This window comes from Flagellimonas yonaguniensis (genome assembly GCF_029193885.1).
GTDB classification, from domain to species: Bacteria; Bacteroidota; Bacteroidia; order Flavobacteriales; family Flavobacteriaceae; genus Flagellimonas; species Flagellimonas yonaguniensis.
Window position 1 is genome coordinate 240,957 of record NZ_JARFVB010000004.1, and the last position, 15,249, is coordinate 256,205.

Annotated in this window: 17 protein-coding genes; 7 read left to right on the top strand and 10 right to left on the bottom strand. The window is 40.1% G+C overall.

Translation table 11 applies throughout. The features are described 5' to 3' along the window. Positions 1–387: 387 nt before the first annotated feature. From PY092_RS09260 to PY092_RS09270, 3 genes are all read left to right on the top strand, one after another. Positions 388–1,644, top strand: coding sequence for a metal-dependent hydrolase family protein (locus PY092_RS09260; RefSeq protein ID WP_275615569.1), 1,257 nt, complete (start codon positions 388–390; stop codon positions 1,642–1,644). A 100-nt stretch (positions 1,645–1,744) separates the two neighbouring features. Further along, positions 1,745–2,443 (top strand): DUF2490 domain-containing protein, encoded by a 699-nt coding sequence (locus tag PY092_RS09265; protein ID WP_275615570.1) that lies wholly within the window; start codon positions 1,745–1,747, stop codon positions 2,441–2,443. A 115-nt stretch (positions 2,444–2,558) separates the two neighbouring features. Further along, complete coding sequence (locus tag PY092_RS09270; RefSeq protein WP_275615571.1) at positions 2,559–3,185, top strand: hypothetical protein; 627 nt, start codon at positions 2,559–2,561, stop codon at positions 3,183–3,185. A 232-nt stretch (positions 3,186–3,417) separates the two neighbouring features. Here the strand turns inward: PY092_RS09270 and PY092_RS09275 are convergent, their stop codons facing one another. Both PY092_RS09275 and PY092_RS09280 read right to left on the bottom strand, forming a co-directional pair. Continuing rightward, positions 3,418–4,065: an OmpW/AlkL family protein gene (locus tag PY092_RS09275; protein WP_275615572.1), complete on the bottom strand. Its 648-nt coding sequence runs from the start codon at positions 4,063–4,065 to the stop codon at positions 3,418–3,420. Between the two features lie 134 nt (positions 4,066–4,199). Then, positions 4,200–5,180, bottom strand: coding sequence for a CorA family divalent cation transporter (locus PY092_RS09280; protein WP_275615573.1), 981 nt, complete (start codon positions 5,178–5,180; stop codon positions 4,200–4,202). Positions 5,181–5,250: 70 nt separating this feature from the next. Here PY092_RS09280 and PY092_RS09285 point away from each other — a divergent pair, with 70 nt between their 5' ends. Both PY092_RS09285 and PY092_RS09290 read left to right on the top strand, forming a co-directional pair. Beyond that, the gene (locus PY092_RS09285; protein ID WP_275615574.1) at positions 5,251–5,790 is read left to right on the top strand and encodes a mechanosensitive ion channel family protein; all 540 of its coding nucleotides are present in this window, start codon (positions 5,251–5,253) and stop codon (positions 5,788–5,790) included. Between the two features lie 171 nt (positions 5,791–5,961). Next, positions 5,962–7,152, top strand: coding sequence for an LETM1-related biofilm-associated protein (locus PY092_RS09290; RefSeq protein WP_275615575.1), 1,191 nt, complete (start codon positions 5,962–5,964; stop codon positions 7,150–7,152). 89 nt (positions 7,153–7,241) lie between these two features. Here PY092_RS09290 and PY092_RS09295 read toward each other — a convergent pair whose 3' ends face one another. The 7 genes from PY092_RS09295 to PY092_RS09325 form a co-directional block, all read right to left on the bottom strand. Next, complete coding sequence (locus tag PY092_RS09295; protein WP_275615576.1) at positions 7,242–7,997, bottom strand: LytR/AlgR family response regulator transcription factor; 756 nt, start codon at positions 7,995–7,997, stop codon at positions 7,242–7,244. Positions 7,998–8,043: 46 nt separating this feature from the next. Continuing rightward, complete coding sequence (locus PY092_RS09300) at positions 8,044–8,373, bottom strand: 2TM domain-containing protein (RefSeq protein WP_275615577.1); 330 nt, start codon at positions 8,371–8,373, stop codon at positions 8,044–8,046. An 8-nt stretch (positions 8,374–8,381) separates the two neighbouring features. Continuing rightward, on the bottom strand, positions 8,382–8,687 hold the full coding sequence (locus tag PY092_RS09305) for a 2TM domain-containing protein (protein WP_275615578.1): 306 nt from the start codon (positions 8,685–8,687) through the stop codon (positions 8,382–8,384). Between the two features lie 2 nt (positions 8,688–8,689). Beyond that, positions 8,690–8,992: a 2TM domain-containing protein gene (locus tag PY092_RS09310; RefSeq protein ID WP_275615579.1), complete on the bottom strand. Its 303-nt coding sequence runs from the start codon at positions 8,990–8,992 to the stop codon at positions 8,690–8,692. Between the two features lie 44 nt (positions 8,993–9,036). Then, positions 9,037–9,315, bottom strand: a complete 279-nt coding sequence (locus tag PY092_RS09315; protein WP_275615580.1) for a 2TM domain-containing protein — start codon at positions 9,313–9,315, stop codon at positions 9,037–9,039. Between the two features lie 268 nt (positions 9,316–9,583). After that, positions 9,584–10,912 (bottom strand): 2TM domain-containing protein, encoded by a 1,329-nt coding sequence (locus PY092_RS09320; protein ID WP_275615581.1) that lies wholly within the window; start codon positions 10,910–10,912, stop codon positions 9,584–9,586. Between the two features lie 6 nt (positions 10,913–10,918). Continuing rightward, complete coding sequence (locus PY092_RS09325) at positions 10,919–11,542, bottom strand: tetratricopeptide repeat protein (protein WP_275615582.1); 624 nt, start codon at positions 11,540–11,542, stop codon at positions 10,919–10,921. A 598-nt stretch (positions 11,543–12,140) separates the two neighbouring features. Here PY092_RS09325 and PY092_RS09330 point away from each other — a divergent pair. After that, positions 12,141–12,662: a nuclear transport factor 2 family protein gene (locus PY092_RS09330; RefSeq protein WP_275615583.1), complete on the top strand. Its 522-nt coding sequence runs from the start codon at positions 12,141–12,143 to the stop codon at positions 12,660–12,662. 158 nt (positions 12,663–12,820) lie between these two features. Continuing rightward, the gene (locus PY092_RS09335; RefSeq protein ID WP_275615584.1) at positions 12,821–13,432 is read left to right on the top strand and encodes an FMN-binding negative transcriptional regulator; all 612 of its coding nucleotides are present in this window, start codon (positions 12,821–12,823) and stop codon (positions 13,430–13,432) included. Positions 13,433–13,436: 4 nt separating this feature from the next. On the opposite strand, the gene PY092_RS09340 is transcribed toward PY092_RS09335, so the two are convergent. After that, positions 13,437–15,224, bottom strand: a complete 1,788-nt coding sequence (locus tag PY092_RS09340; protein ID WP_275615585.1) for a PorP/SprF family type IX secretion system membrane protein — start codon at positions 15,222–15,224, stop codon at positions 13,437–13,439. Between the last annotated feature and the right edge of the window lie 25 nt (positions 15,225–15,249).

Below are 15,249 nucleotides of genomic sequence, written 5' to 3' on the forward strand. Positions count from 1 at the left end.
TGTGAAATCTTAAAGTTTAGTTTTAATAATTAGCAAAAAGCCAATTTAGAGGCAATATAATTACTATTTTGCTGAAATCGGGCTTCTATTGTCTCAAATTGGAAAAATAAACGGATTCATTGTAATTCAACAATTATTTAACTCATTCTCAATCATCTTTACGAAACAACGGTACGCCCTACCAACAAAATACCCGTACACTGAAAATGATCTATGAAAATCAGGTATCTTTAAGAATCAAAATCAACCTTAAATGATCCCGCCACTCTTCTTGTTCCTCATGTTCATCCTTGTTAACTGTAAAAAGGAAACAAGATGTTCGCAAAAAGTGGAATGCAAGAATGATGGAACAACTTCCTAATGAACTAATTCCAAAACACCATCAGTATGCAACTAAAACACATCCTTGCCTTAGTTCTGATTTTATTTCTGAACAGTTTACATTCACAGACGCTATTGATACCTGAACAGGTTTTTGATGGCGTTACCATGCACAAGGATTGGGTGGTTGCTGTAGACGAAAACCGAATTGCCTATACTGGCCCTCTAAACGGACTGAAGGGAGTCAACTCCTACATCAAAAAACAATTAAAGGGCATGACCCTAATGCCAGGCATCATTGAAGGTCATTCCCATTTGTTGTTGCACCCGTACAACGAAACGGAATGGAACGACCAAGTTCTGGCAGAATCCCCGACTGAGAGGGCTATTAGGGGTGCTGTGCACGCCAAAAAGTCATTGATGGCAGGTATTACCTCCATGCGTGATTTGGGTTCAGAGGGTGCGGGATATACCGATGTATATCTTAAAAAAACCATTGATGATGGCATTATCCCGGGTCCACGCACCTTAATGGCAGGTCCAGCCATCGTAGCCACAGGAGCTTATGGCCCAAAAGGGTTTCATGATGGGGTTAAGGTGCCCTTGGGAGCAGTTTCTGTAAGCGGCAGAGACAATGCCATCAAAGAAGTAAGAACCCAACTGGGAAATGGGGCCAACCTCATAAAAATTTATGCTGATTACCGCTGGGGCAAAGGAGAGCCCTCTCAACCCACTTTTTTACAGGAAGAAATCAATGCCATGGTAGAAGCGGCTACTACTGCCGGACGATATGTAGTGGCCCATGCCAGTACTCCAGAAGGTATGCGACGGGCCATTATGGGTGGTGTGGAAACCATTGAACATGGTGATGGCGGTACAGCAGAGATTTTTGACTTAATGAAAAAAAATGGAGTAGCCCTTTGCCCAACCCTTGCTGCAGGGGATGCCATATCCCAATATCAAGGTTGGAAAAAAGGAACGGAACCCGACCCAAAACGTATTGCAAAAAAGAAGGAATCCTTTAAACTGGCCTTGCAATCCGGAGTGGATATTGTTTTTGGAGGTGATGTTGGCGTATTTACCCATGGGGAAAACTATCGAGAACTGGAACTAATGGTGGCCTATGGAATGGAACCCATCAAAGTTTTACAGTCCGCAACATCATCAAATGCAAAAATTCTACATTTTGATGAATTGGGAATGATTCGAAAAGGATACTTGGCAGATATTATCGCTGTTGAAGGGAACCCACTGGAGAACATTTCGCAAATGAAGCACGTCAAATATGTGATGAAAGATGGAGTAGTATACAAAGATGAGTAAGGCACATTGATTCGGGAGACCCCATTAACATCCTTTTAAGAAATGAGGCAATGGATTTTGGTATCTTTAGTGCTTCATCTTTTTCAAAGATTATCTTTATATGATCAAAAAACTGACAACCTTATTTATCTTATTCGGATTATTGACTGTAAATGCCCAGCAAGCTGGCGAAGACGAATTGGGAGCTTGGTACATGTATTTTGGCACCAACAAAGTTTCGGAACGCTTCAGTATCCATACCGAAGCCCAATTCAGGTTCTACGAAAGCGCCAGCAACTTCAACCAAATGCTGTTGAGAACCGGCCTCAATTATCATATCAACCCTGATGCCATAGCCACTGCCGGTTATGCGTATATTGATACGGACAACACCTTTTTTGAGTTTGAAGGCGAGATCAATGCCAAAGAACACCGAATTTTTGAACAGTTTATTTTAAAGAATAAGGTTTGGGAATTCCTATTTGAGCATCGTTATAGGTTGGAACAACGTTTCTTGGATTTTGGCGAAACCACCGACACACAGCACAGAGCCCGTTATCGTATCCAGATGACTCTTCCTTTGACAGATACCTTTTTCCTTAACTTTTATGATGAATTGTTCATCAATCTACAAGATGATCTATTTGGTCAAAACAGGTTGTACGGGGCCGTAGGCGTTAACATTACCGAAAACAGCAGTATTCAATTAGGGTATTTGAGAAATCAGTTTGCGAATGCGGTCTATGACCGATTACAGATCGGGGTTTTCTATAATCCGGATTTAAGAGGACTTTTTAAAAAGTCCAAGCCCCAACCATAATGACATCGGCACAAATAATGCCTACCTTATAAAAAGCTACCCAATGATGGGCGGCTTTTTTATTGACAACCCTTTGAATAATGCCTAACTTAGGCCTTAAATTAAAACATTCAAAATGAAAAAAATACAAATTGCCGCATTGGGACTATTATTGGTAGCCGCCTTTAGCTGTAAACAAACAAAAAAAGAGGAGGAAAAAACAGAAGAAACCGCTACTGCAACCTATAGTATTGTAGAAGATTCCACCGATGTTCGGTTTACTGCCTATAAAACCACCGAAAAAGTTCCGGTTGGAGGAACCTTTCAGGAAGTTGAGCTAACCTATACTGCAGGGGAAACTCCAATGGAAACCTTGGATGGGCTTGAGTTTTCCATACCAGTGAGCAGCCTGTTCACCAACGACCCGACCAATACAAGGGACCCAAAAATAATTGAGTTCTTCTTCGAAAAAATGGCGGAAACCCAATCCATAACAGGTACTTTTTCTTTTAGCGCCGATAATAGCTGTGCCGTACAATTAAGCATGAACGGTGTGTCCACCGAACTTCCCATGGAATATGAAATCACGGACGATAACCATGTGAATTTCTCTGGCACCATGGATCTGAGACAATGGGACGCCCTAGAAGCTCTTGCGTCACTGAACGAAGCATGCAAGATTTTGCATACAGGAGCGGATGGCGTGAGCAAAACGTGGGAAGATGTTGCCATTACAGGCTCCATTTTATTGGAACAGGAATAAGAATTGCTTTTCAACAAAGATTTGCAAGAGAGCTGCCCAGAGCAGCTCTTTTTTATATAAGACAACTTCATAGGTGCTTTTTGATAGTGGTGTAAATTATAAACAGCAATGGGTACTGTTGGGCTCTTCCCTTATTGACATGCTTTTTTAAAGGATATACAAAAAAAGAAGGTGGTCTGGATAAACCAAAACCACCCTCCATACTTAGATTACCTAAAAAAACAATCGAATATTAAAGTTTAAGACCCACGCCAAATCCAAAGATCCATGGATTGATGTCCACATCTGCATCCACGGTAGCACCCAAAGCAGTTGTAGCGTCAACTGTGGCAGTAGTGTTCAAGAACAATTTTTTCACATCAAAGTTCAAGAACCATTTATCATTCAACATATAATCAAACCCACCTTGCAAGGCAAAGCCAACAGCAGTATCATATTCAATATCATCAGCAGTCGGGCCTTCATCAACCCCATAGAACAAAGTAAGGTTTAGCCCTGCCCCAACGTAAGGAACAAAATTACCGCCTGTAAAGTGATATTGACCTGTAAGCGTTGGGGGCAACAACCATACACTTCCCAAATCAATATCTCCTGCGTCAGTACCCACAGCCTCTACATCATGTTTGGTGGTGGCCAAAATCAACTCCATGGACCAGTTATCATCAAAAAAGTAGGTAATGTCGAACTCGGGAACAACGGATGTGGAAATATCCACATCTCCGCCAATAGCTTCGATATCGGCACTCTCGTCCGGAGAAACCACAATTCCCCTCAACCTAAACTGCCATTTGCCACCATTGTCCGCAGGGGCATCTTGGGCCATCGCCAAGTTGGCCAATCCCATTACAGCCATTACCGCTACTAGTATTCTTTTTCTCATCGTGTGTTATTTTAAAATGATGAGACAAATCTACCGAGCAGCCTTTTCCAAGAATATGATGTTTATCATTGGATAAAACCCAAGAAAACCACACCCGGGGCAAAACCACCTTCACAAGACAGGAAACCAGAAGTTCAAAACCATTTTTTTCGTTTAAAAATGATAATGGAGATGATGGTTACAATGAGCATTACACCCAATAATATGAAATAACCATATGGCGATTTTAATTCCGGCATATTTTCGAAGTTCATTCCGTAAATGCCCGCTAAAAACGTAAGTGGGATAAAAACCACTGAGAAAATGGTCAAGGTCTTCATTACTTCATTCAAGCGATGGCCCTGCACACTAAAAAACAGATTGATCTGGCTCTCCAGTTCCATGATGTCCGAGTCGATATCCGCGATCAAACCATTGATCTGTTCACGAAGCTCACTAAAGTACTTCGTCTGAAATCCCTTTATCTCTACTCTTTCCAGTTTTATAATGATGTCCCTGAGTCCGTGCGATGCTTTTTTAAAATCCTGGATCACGGCTTTTTTCTGCTCCACCTCAAACATGAATTCCGGCGTTGGTTCTCGTTTTACAATGGCATCCAGGGCATTTTCCATCAGTACGGTCTCTTCGTATTTATCCTTGTAATTGGTAATCAAGGTTTCCAAAATAAAAAACAGCAGATAATCAGCACGCTTTTTTCTGATTATGCCCTTGTTTTCAAAAATGCGCTGGCGAATCCAATCAAAGTGATCGCCCCACTTTTCTTGTATGCACCAGTTAAAATCCTTGGCCACCACAAAGTACATTTGCTCCGATTCCATATTGTGGTGCTCCGTTTTTAAGATGCGGGCCGCGATGAACAATTGATCTTCCAACACAATAACCTTGTTCCCCATTTTTTGGTTCAAAAGCAGACGCAACAAAAAATCATCAAGGCCATTGCTATCCACCATTTGCCTGAACTCTTCCATATACTCCAGACCATAGGTGTTCACCCAAGTGATGGACTTATCGCCTTTGGAGAGCTGTATATCATCCTGCAAAGAGAGTTTTCGGTTATAGTAATCGTCCGGTGAGTAATTTATCACCCATGAATTTTCTTCAAAATCTGTTTTCATGGTTTAAAATATGAAAAGGTTTATTCGTAGTTTAGAACTATAAGTTAAACCAAATTTACTAAGAACCATCATGATTGACCCCATGTTCTTTAAGTCCGAGATCTTGTTCACCATTGTGCTCTTGACCATCATTATCACCCTCAATTCGGTGAGCAAAAGAGCGATTCGCCGTTTTGGCAAGACCAGTTCCATTGACATGAACAGTAGAAAGATTATTTTTTACTTGAGTAATTTGATGTATTACCTCTTGGCGTTCATCGGCATATCTTTGATATGGGGCGTCAATTTGAAGGATTTTTCAGTTTTCATTTCTTCTATATTGGCCATTTTGGGCATCGGCTTTGTGGCCCAGTGGTCTATTTTGTCCAATTTAACAGCCAGTGTCATTTTGTTTTTCAATCACCCGTTACGTTTGGGCGATAGGATTCGGGTACTTGACAAGGATTTTGATTGGACTGGAAAAGTGGAGGATATTAGCGGTTTTTATCTTTTTATGCGCACAGACGATGGCAAGCGAATAACCATACCCACCAATTTGGTCATTCAAAAAGGGATCGAAATCTTAAAAGAGGAGAATATAGATACTGATAATTCAGTTACCAGTGAATGAAAACAACTATTGAAGTGGCCCTAGTAGCTGTGACTGTCCCTCTCAATTCCCTTTGGGGCCGTTGGGTTTTAAATTGTTAAAATTATCTTAACATAATTTTATTGCAGCGATTTACTTGAGACAAAACAAAGTCAGGGAAATTGTTTTACTTTGACGTTCTAATTCGTTTCAATGAACCCTTCTTCCTCTGGATGGATCAACAAGTTTGGTCACCTCGTAGAACAAGAGTCTTCCCCGTTCGAAGACTTTAATGACTTGTACGGGGAGCTCAAGGCCAATGGTTTCATTTATGGTGTGCATTTAAGAATCCCTTCCTTTATTGAAGTACAACATGCATTAAGTGAAGATGAAATTGCCAAAATCAACCTATTGACCGCTTTATACTTTACCTACACCTTTGAGGTGGGAAAAACGGATTTTGAAGCTTTCGTCAACAAGGTTTTTGAGTATTACCAATCGTTGGATGTTAGCCGGATTTCTTTTTTGAACAAAATTTTGATGGGATCCAAAACCGAATCCCAACTCGAAAAATTGATTGATTCCAGAATCTATTTGAGTGACAATACGTTTAGCAGGGCCCTTGGAAATAGTTTGACAAATTCCTTGCTCTATGTGGATATTCTCATCTTTACCATCTACCTGAGAGGCGAAAAAAACATGATGGAACACGCCCAACTTTTGGAGTACGTTACCATCAATATCGTGTACCATGCACTCAACTCGAAAGAGACCCATGAGTCAGATGCAAAATTGATTCAATTGTTGGGATCTTCATTAACTTATGTGGATCTGGACGAAGCTGAATTCGAGGGTAATTATTCCGATTTACTGACCCAAAATTTCAGTGAAAACGAGAAGGATTATTTTCTGGATATGGCCTGTTTGACGATATGGGAAGATAAGCATTTGGACTACACCGAAACGGACTATATTTTCAGTCTTGGAAAAGACCTTGGAAAGTCCAAAAAACAGATAGAATCGGAACTGGAATTCGTACAGGATTTCTTCGAAAAAAACAAGGACAAAGTCGCTTATCTGAATAGCAAAAATTTGGCAGTTCAATTCTACGATGGCATGTCCAAAAACGTAAGCAAACTTATCCTGAGAAATAGCAAAAGACTAAAAAAAGAGTTAGCTGAAAGCAGGGAATTGGTCTCTCTTTTATCCAAGTCAACGGTCAAGGATTTGAGTGCGGAAGAGAAGAAAAAAGTTCAGGATCAGTTGCTCGATATTTTTAAAAGCATTCCTTCTTTGGCCATTTTCATGTTACCTGGTGGAGCTATTCTTCTTCCAATTTTCATTAAATTGATTCCTAAACTGCTACCTTCCGCTTTTGATGATAACCGGGTGGAAGAAAATTAGGTTTTTAACCTAAAAAACCTACTATAAGAAAAATTTATAATGAGTTTTAAATAATGATATTTATTTGATAATCAGTTTTTTAAATTCAACTACTCCAACCACAACTTAAAGTCTCTTACACGTTCCCTGCTTACGATGACTTCATGCTCATCAAACCGGTTCAACTTGATTTGAAGCCTTGAATTCGTGTATGAAATGATGTCTCCTATATGATTGATGTTCACGTAGAACTTTCGGCTTACCCTGAAAAATGCCCGTGGTTCCAACTCCTCCTCCAACTGTTCCAAGGTTGTGTCCAACAAATAATTCCTCCCATCCGAAGTTGCGGCATAGGTTCCTTTGTTCTCGCTATAAAAACATTCCACCTCATCGGCATTTATAATTTTTAAATGTTGGCCTACCCTAGCTGTAAATCGCTTTTTGTATTCCCGTTCCAAAGGGTTTACCAAAAGCTTTTTTATGTCATTGAAATCGATGGGGATTTTTTGGTTTTCAGGCTTAAAATTTTGATACTTTTTCACGGCACTTTCCAACTCTTCTTCATCAATGGGTTTTAGTAAATAATCGATGCTATTCAACTTGAATGCTTGGAGTGCATATTCGTCATAAGCGGTGGTGAAAATGATGGCACTTTCCACCTCTATTTCATTAAAAATTTCAAAGGATAGTCCGTCCGATAATTGGATATCCAAAAAGATCAGATCAGGGTGTGGATTTTCTTGGAACCAAGCTAAGGATTCTTCAACGGAATGCAACATGGTGGAGACCTCGATTTCCAATTCCAAAAGCAATCTGGACAATCGTCTTGCTGCTGGTTTTTCGTCTTCAATAATCAGGACATTCATGTATGTTTGGTTTGTGTTTTTGGTTTAGTCTTTAAAGGTAAAAAGTCTATTTATATCTATCCATCTTGCTCCTATCCTCGTCCATGTATTTTTGGATTTGGCGTTTCTCCCACTTTTTAAAGAAAGTAAATTTATGCCTGAATACAATCAGTGTATGCACGACCAAGATCAATGCCCAGAAAAGGATATTGGCGGTTATCCATTCGTAATAATAGGATTCCTTTGGAAATGCTTCTGGCAACAAAGAGTTTAAAACTCCTGTTTGCAAAAGGTATAGCAAACCGTTCACGACCACAAAAATCAAAATGTGTCTGTAATATCCTTTGAGTTCCTCGATTCTTTTTTCAGCTGCCTCCCTGGTGTTATTTTTGTCCATTGCCATTTTTACTTGTACTTCTCCATTTCCTCTTTGTCCTCATCCATGTATTTTTGGATTTGACGTTCTTCCCAATCTTTACCCAGCAAAGGGTTAAACCCGAAGGTTTTGGATGCGTGAAAGAACAAACCCATGCCCCAAGCTACCAGCGTGATGAAATGCTCCCATCTCCAAAAACTGTCTGAATTGAGGTAAATATTGATTAAGATAAAGGTGTTTATTACCACATAAATGGTCAAATGAATGTAAAATCCCTTGAGTTCGTCGACTCTTTTTTTGGCCCTATCGTACTTTTCTTTATTAAAGTTTTCCATTATTATTTCCATTTATTGTTCTGTTCGTCATCCCGCATGATCTCCTCAATCTTGCGCTTTTCCCAATTTTTCCCGAAAAATGGGTTTAGGTCAAATGTTTTGATGGCATGGAAAATAATTCCGATCCCCCAACCAAAAGCGGCCCACAAGAACCATGCATAGACAAAATGATTGGTAAAATAATTGATAAGCCCCAATCCAGTGATCACAAGCACGTAGGAGGTAAGGTTACCGTAAAACTTCTTGAGCTCTTCCACCCGCTCCCTGGCCCGTATGTACTTGCTTTCTTTATCTGAATTTTCCATTGTATTGTTGTTTGATGTGATGTGATAGTTAAAAATACTCATTCTTAGAATTCTTTGTCGTTCATAAGTTCTTGAATCTTACGCTTTTCCCACTCCTTTATAAAGGTGATGTTCTGTCCAAAGGCCGTCATCCAATGGGCTACCAACCCGAACCCCCACCCAATGGCCGGAAAAAACACCCAAAGAAAATCGGTGGTTCTAAAATTAAGGTACGCAAGCAATGGAATCACTATACAATAAGCGGTTAGATTACAGTAAAAAGATTTAATGTGCCCCACTTTTTCCTTTGCCCTGGTGTAGCGTTGCTCTTCTAAGTTTTCCATGATCTGTTCGTTTTTAAAATTGATTACAGGTCAAAATTGAGGATCTCTACGCGTAAAATGAAAAGTGAATTCCCGAACTGTAATTTTAGTGGGATGAATTGTATCTGGGGTCAAGGGTCAAGGGTCAAGGGTCAAGGGTCAAGGGAAGTAAGCAATAAATGAACAACAGGAACTCTTTCAATCCATTTTGGATTTGTTATTTGAACTTAGCCCAACAAAGAGCTCTCGACTGCACTCGAACTGACATCTGACATCTGACATCTGACATCTAAAAATCGTCCTTATCCATGAGCTCCCTGATCTTGCGTTCCTCCCAACGCTTGCCCCACAAGGGATTATAACCAAAAGCGGCCATTCCATGGGCGGTTAACCCAAATCCCCAGCCTATGGTTGGGAAAAATGCCCATAAAAAGTCCGTGGTGCGGAAGTTGAGCCACCACAAGAAGGGAATTACGATGCAATAGGCCATCAGGTTGCCATAGAAGTCTTTTATGTTCTTGACCCGCTCTTTGGCATTCGCGTAACGTTTCTCTTCAATATAGCTCTCCTGAGTCTCCATGACGGTGTACTTTTGGGTAAGCATCGGGATAAAAACACTAAAATCCTTTTCGGTCTTTTCGATGACCATTTCACGGTCCGTTAAAATATGGTATCGCTGTTTTATATTCTGAAGCCCTACTCCACTACTCTTTTTCACTACTTGTTTTTCCTGAAGATTATTGCTCACGACCAACATGCCATTTTGTTCAAACACCTTAATATGCAATGGTCTTGAGGATGTGACCACATTGTGCTTGACCGCATTTTCCAGTAAAAGTTGCAACGACAACGGTACAATTTTGGCTTCGGGCTGGGAGCATGCCTCTGGAATATCGAAAATGATACTATCCTCGAAACGCATTTTCAAAAGCCTCACATAAGTCCTGGCAAACTTCAATTCTTCATCCACAGTAACCAAATCCTTGTTTTTCTGTTCTAGTACATATCGATATACCTTGGACAAGGATGTGGTAAAATTTTGGGCCTGATGTGGATCTTCATCAATCAAGCTCGTCAAAACATTGAGACTGTTGAAGAGAAAATGGGGGTCCAATTGGTTTTTCAATGCATCAAACCTGGCAGAAGCTGAACCGGCAATGATTTTCTGTTCTTTGACCTGCTTTTCCTTGTAATACTTGTAATAGTAAGCGGCATAGAACATAATGGCGACGGCCATGGCAATGATAAACGAGCTTACATAGAACTCGGTGCGCTCCTCTGCCAAAAACTGACTTATGGTTTTTTGATACACCACTACCACGAGTACAAACCTTGATACGATTATCCCCAAAATAGACGCCGCGATATTTCCTAAAATACCATAGCCCACATATTTTTTGGTAAAAAGCTCCTTATCGTACTTACGCATCATAAATATAAAAGATGCAGCATTGAACATGTAAATGATCACTGAAAAAACCATGTTCTCCCAAAACTCCACCCATAGCTCTTGATAGGTCAGGTCCCAGCCCTTGATAAAGAAAATAATGAGGAAAACTATATAAATAGCTATCCCCACTAAAAATGCCTTAACCAGTTCTCTAAAAAACAGTTTCATCCTCTTTTATTTACCGCAGTTTTCCAAAATCCCCTCTGCTCTTTGTTTCCCCCAAGTAGGGTAAAACGGTGTTTCGGATTTAAAGGTAGCAAAAAGTTCCAAGGCCTTTTCCACATCTTTACAGTATGGTGTGACATCCTTTCCAAAGTAACGGGCCGACCCCATATCCCATTCGGCTTTAGAGAGTATCACTCGGGGATTGTTGGGTGCCAGCTCCACGGCTCTTTGATAAAGTTGTGCATTCTTGGGAGATAATGTCATTCCGTAAGTGGCCCCATCAAAAGCTATCCAAGCTGTGTTGATCAGCGCTTCTTGAATCAAAAGTTCTGGATTATTGGGAGAGATGGCCTTGGCCACGTCCAAAAACTCCTTGGCCTTTTCCAACTGCTTGCTAAGTTTATCCTCATCTTTCTCCCCAAAGGAAGTTACAGTGTTTAGTTGAGCAACATAGTAGTATGGCAACCAATTGTCGGGTTCCGCCGTAGCTATTCGTTCGAACATGTTTGATGCCTCTATCGTTTTTTGGTTTTGCCATAGTTCAAAAGCCTTTTCCATTCCTTTGGAATAGCGGTCCTGAGCGTTGACAAATGTGATTCCCAAGAGTATAATTGCTAAAATCAGTTTTTTCATGACTGTCGTTTTATGATTATTGATGGTGCAAAGATGATCTCAAGGGTATGCATTTTAAAAGAAGTCTTACCGAACTGTAAATATTTGGGACTGGACTGTGATTCATATCCAGAACACCCCAAAAACGAAAAGAACAACTAAATTGAGTTTTCAGGATGGATTTGTTAAGCTTAACACCAACAAAGTGCTGAGTATATCATTATCGAGATCTTACTATTACGACAATCGAAGGACAAGATTTCATCCTGTAGGAAAATCATTTCGATTTACACTCCTTTTTTAAATTAAAAGAATTTTCAAGTTACTCATTTACAGATTTTTATTATATTTATATAGCTGGTATTTTAAAAAACACCCCCCATACATTCCAGCTATTTTTCTATTTAAGTTAGACCTTTACTTGCAACTAGAATCTGTGTTTTTCAGGATCGGATATAGCAAGTTGTATTCCCAAACTGCCTTATAATTATTTTAAGTCAACAATTGTAATCATCAATCCAGGTAACTGCTACCTTGTTTTAAGTATACCTGTAGATAAATTCCGGCCATCATTTGGTCGAGGTTTTCACTATGAATAATTAACCATAATACAAAAACAATGAAAAAGATCTTTTTACTATGCACTATTACGGCACTTGCATTCAGTGCTTGCCAGCAAGGTCCTGTTCGATATACGCAGGACTCACCAGAAATTGATACGGTTAAAAAATTGATATCGAACTACAACAGTAAAACATTCGATACAAGTATGTATGCCGATACCTCAAAAACGTATTACAATACCAATAAAAATCCTATATCTGCCAGTGATGCCATGGACTATCATAAGCAAACAGATGCAAATTATGCGTCCAGAGGATTTAAGAGCGAGAACCAAGAATATGAAATGGTAGTTACCGATGATGGGGAGACTTGGGTAAATTGTTGGCTGGATTGGAAAGGCACTTTGGCTGCCAACAATAAAGAAATAGATATTCCCATACATCTCACCTATCAATTTGTGGATGGTAAAATTGTACGGGAATACGGTTATTGGGACCCATCGGAAATTGTAATGGAACTCCAGAAAATTGAGGCGGAAGCTAAAATGGCCGAAGAAGAAATGGAACCAATGGAATGAGTTTTGTCCAGACAATAGCTTTACCAACTAAATAAGGCCCAAATCAGGGCCTTTTTTATGTTCATTGTGTTTTGCCCCATAACCACTGAAGTCTCATGGATCCATATTTGTTATCTTTATCCTTTTTATGTTTTTAAAGGGCACCGTTTCCTTCAACTATGTATATTCCACCACATTATAACAACCAAGATATTGATGAAATCAAAGATTTCTTGAGAAAGAACAGTTTTGGTATTTTAATCAATATTGTCGACCATAAACCTTGGGGGACCCATATTCCATTGGAACTGGAAACAGATGATGATGGGGCCGATATTTTGGCAGGCCATATCGCCAAGGCCAATCCACAATGGAAATATTTCAAGGATGAAAGGGAAGTGCTTTGCATTTTCAATGGGCCTCACGCCTATGTATCATCCTCTTGGTACAAAGAGGAAGAAGTGCCCACTTGGAACTACATCGCCGTACATGTCTATGGAACCTTAAAGGTTTTGACAGAAGAAGAAACCATGGCATCCATGTACCGATTGGTGGATAAGTACGAAAAGAACTCCAAAAACCCAATTTCCCTTAAAAACCTATCACCAAAAACCTTAAGACAAGTAAAGGGTGTTGTTGGTTTTAAAGTTGCTATTTCGGACATACAGGCTACCTATAAACTTTCGCAAACGCAGATAGATGACCACCATAAAATAATATCAGAACTTAGGGAGCGCCCCGACTCTGGAAGTCAGAGCATTGCCGAGCATATAAAAAACAAAAAGTCTTAATCGTTTATTCGATATCCTGAAAAATAGCATCTGCCCAATCCGAATATTTGGTATCCTCTACATGCATGATCCAAATTTCGTCTTGGTACTTGCCTTTCATCTTGGATTGATAGGCTTCGTAGGCTAATTCGTTTTCCTGATACTTTGCCAAGTAGACATAGTTGAGACCATTGTCCGGATTCTTGAAATATTGGGCTTGTAAACCTTCTTTTTTCAATTTTTCCATAAAGTTTTTGAGATAGACTTCATTTTTAAAAACATTGGCCACAATGTAATGTCCTTGTCCCACCCCGTCTAGGCTAATATATTTTTCGATGGGCTTGAAAGCTCCCCCATTAAAGGTGCCTTCATCTTTTTTCTCGACTTGTTCGGATATGTTTTGGGTGTTTTCGGCCAAAGCTGTGGTGGTTGACTGTTCAATGGCATTATACAAGGAATCCAAATCTTTGCTATCGGCCATATAGAGCTTTTGAGCTTTCTCTTCAATATCTGGAATTTGGCCTCCATTATGCCTCTTAACCAATCGCATGACCATTTCAAAACGTTTTTCCATATCTTCTTCCCTACTCTGCTTCATGGAATCCACTTTGTAGAGCAGGTCGTCAATTACGGCGTAACTATCCTCTTGTTTTTCCTGTAGTTCGGCAACACGCTCTTCCCAGTAGGCCCTATCCTCTTTATGGGAAGGCCTCAGGGTGGTTTCCACATCCAATTTACTGCTTTGTTTTGTTTTCTCCGTATCATTACCTGCTTCGGCAACGGCAGTGTTTTCAATTTTCTTTTTCTCTTCATCATCATTGGAGACAAAGGTGTTTTTGGAAAGATTGGGCACAAAAGAGTAAGCGATGGATATTTCGTGTGTAACCCCAAGGTTGGCAATGCTATTGTTTAGGCTTTTCTCGAAATTATACCCAAAGGACAATCTTTGGTTCAAATTGAAACCTGTTCCCGCGGATGCCCCATAAAATTGGTCATATCCACCTTGAATCCATCCTAATTTAGGCAAGTCCAAAATGATACCTCCTCCAAAAACCGGGTCCTCGCTACCTTCAAAACGGGCACGGGCCAAGGGCATCAATCTGCCTCCTTCAAAAATTCCCCTGGCATTGTCAAACTCATTTGTAAACTGGATATGTCCGGAAAAGGTCTTTTGATTAAGATTGCTCAAGGATTTTCCTGACTTCAAATTATAATCCACTAAATTTTGGGCAAAAACACCAAAATCGAACTTACCCAAACTAAGATTCAATCCTGGTTGAAATGATATCACGGAACTTTCCTCGGCTTCTCTCAAAAAAGGATCTTCTTCCTGGGTAACCGCTCTACTGGGGTCGTAGCTGCTCACATAGTAAGGAATGTTCACCCCAAATGTTAGGCTGCTTTCCTCTCCCAATTGGATACCGTGGGAGTAATTGGCCATAACGCCCAAATTCGAAATCACACCTTCACGCTGGTTGTAAAGGCTGAAACCCAGCCCAACCATATCGTTCAACCTGCCACTATAACTCAAAAAGTAATTTTGGCGATTGTTTTCGAAATCGGCACTTTGACTTCGATGGAAAAAATTGATGTACGATTTGTCCTCACGTATCGATGAAAAGGTGGGATTGATCAAAAATCGATTGAACTTCAACAAATTTTGAAAGGGAACATCATAACTCACGAAAGGATTACTTTCCTCTTGAGCCTGAATGGGAAGACCAAGAAAAAGAACGATCATGAACGCAAAAATGTAGCGCTCACATTGGGTCGGAAATGTAGTTTGGGGAAACAGGGGTAGTTTTATCTCCATAGCCGATTGGGATTTGTAGGTTAAT

Excerpts from the sequence above, each read along its gene's own strand:
- PY092_RS09260 (WP_275615569.1), top strand. The coding sequence starts at position 388 with ATGCAACTAAAACACATCCTTGCCTTAGTTCTGATTTTATTTCTGAAC.
- PY092_RS09265 (WP_275615570.1), top strand. The coding sequence starts at position 1,745 with ATGATCAAAAAACTGACAACCTTATTTATCTTATTCGGATTATTGACT.
- PY092_RS09270 (WP_275615571.1), top strand. The coding sequence starts at position 2,559 with ATGAAAAAAATACAAATTGCCGCATTGGGACTATTATTGGTAGCCGCC.
- PY092_RS09275 (WP_275615572.1), bottom strand. The coding sequence starts at position 4,065 with ATGAGAAAAAGAATACTAGTAGCGGTAATGGCTGTAATGGGATTGGCC.
- PY092_RS09280 (WP_275615573.1), bottom strand. The coding sequence starts at position 5,180 with ATGAAAACAGATTTTGAAGAAAATTCATGGGTGATAAATTACTCACCG.
- PY092_RS09285 (WP_275615574.1), top strand. The coding sequence starts at position 5,251 with ATGATTGACCCCATGTTCTTTAAGTCCGAGATCTTGTTCACCATTGTG.
- PY092_RS09290 (WP_275615575.1), top strand. The coding sequence starts at position 5,962 with ATGAACCCTTCTTCCTCTGGATGGATCAACAAGTTTGGTCACCTCGTA.
- PY092_RS09295 (WP_275615576.1), bottom strand. The coding sequence starts at position 7,997 with ATGAATGTCCTGATTATTGAAGACGAAAAACCAGCAGCAAGACGATTG.
- PY092_RS09300 (WP_275615577.1), bottom strand. The coding sequence starts at position 8,373 with ATGGACAAAAATAACACCAGGGAGGCAGCTGAAAAAAGAATCGAGGAA.
- PY092_RS09305 (WP_275615578.1), bottom strand. The coding sequence starts at position 8,687 with ATGGAAAACTTTAATAAAGAAAAGTACGATAGGGCCAAAAAAAGAGTC.
- PY092_RS09310 (WP_275615579.1), bottom strand. The coding sequence starts at position 8,992 with ATGGAAAATTCAGATAAAGAAAGCAAGTACATACGGGCCAGGGAGCGG.
- PY092_RS09315 (WP_275615580.1), bottom strand. The coding sequence starts at position 9,315 with ATGGAAAACTTAGAAGAGCAACGCTACACCAGGGCAAAGGAAAAAGTG.
- PY092_RS09320 (WP_275615581.1), bottom strand. The coding sequence starts at position 10,912 with ATGAAACTGTTTTTTAGAGAACTGGTTAAGGCATTTTTAGTGGGGATA.
- PY092_RS09325 (WP_275615582.1), bottom strand. The coding sequence starts at position 11,542 with ATGAAAAAACTGATTTTAGCAATTATACTCTTGGGAATCACATTTGTC.
- PY092_RS09330 (WP_275615583.1), top strand. The coding sequence starts at position 12,141 with ATGAAAAAGATCTTTTTACTATGCACTATTACGGCACTTGCATTCAGT.
- PY092_RS09335 (WP_275615584.1), top strand. The coding sequence starts at position 12,821 with ATGTATATTCCACCACATTATAACAACCAAGATATTGATGAAATCAAA.
- PY092_RS09340 (WP_275615585.1), bottom strand. The coding sequence starts at position 15,224 with ATGGAGATAAAACTACCCCTGTTTCCCCAAACTACATTTCCGACCCAA.